Origin of the sequence: Corynebacterium jeikeium (genome assembly GCF_000738175.1) — a bacterium.
Classification (GTDB): Bacteria; Actinomycetota; Actinomycetes; order Mycobacteriales; family Mycobacteriaceae; genus Corynebacterium; species Corynebacterium jeikeium_C.
This window is the reverse complement of record NZ_JFCH01000013.1, coordinates 1-749: the sequence shown is the minus strand read 5'-3', so window position 1 is coordinate 749 and position 749 is coordinate 1. Positions and strand designations below refer to the sequence as shown.

The window sequence follows — 749 nt, the reverse complement described above, 5'->3', positions numbered from 1 at the left end:
CTAAAGTCCGGATGCCTCCTGATCGCAGCCAGTAAAACCCACGTCATCAACTGGACCTGGGCCAGACACGAAACCACCGCCGCCTACACCGAACTCCTACGCCCCATTGCCGCACCACTAATCGCAGTCACAGACGGCGGACAAGGTGCCCAATCAGCCATCCACCACTGCTGGCCAACAACACGCATCCAACGCTGCCTCGTCCACGCCCAACGAACAGTCCGCCGCCACACCACCAGCAACCCCCGCACCGATGCCGGCAAAACCCTCTACCGCCTAGCCCTGAAACTCACTCGCATCACAGACCTTGACCACGCAGCCGAATGGGTCACACACCTGCACGAATTCAACCACACCTACCAGGTGTGGATGAACGAGAAAACCACCATCCGCGACCCTGCCAGCGGTGCCTACAGCAGGGTCTACACCCACCAACGCGTCCGAGCGGCCTATCAGTCATTACTATCCCTGCACCGCAGGAACCTGTTATTTACCTACCTGCAACCACCACCAACAACCATCAATCCTGACGGACTAGCAGCGACAACAAACAGTCTTGAAGGCGGCATCAACGCCCCAATAAAAGAACTAGCCCGCAGACACCGCGGATTATCACTACCGCATCAACGCACAGTAATGGATTGGTGGCTGTACCTACATACAGAAGTCCCTGACGATCCGGTCAAGATCGCCAGGGACCAGCGATGGGGTCAAGACGCACTTTCCACAGCAACAAACTTGATCACCCA

At 57.1% G+C, this 749-nt stretch carries 1 protein-coding gene; it reads left to right on the top strand.

What is annotated here, in order from left to right; genetic code table 11:
• Window positions 1-749, top strand: a 749-nt coding sequence (locus JQ46_RS10900) for an IS1249 family transposase (protein ID WP_080719475.1), incomplete at both ends; no start/stop codon positions are given.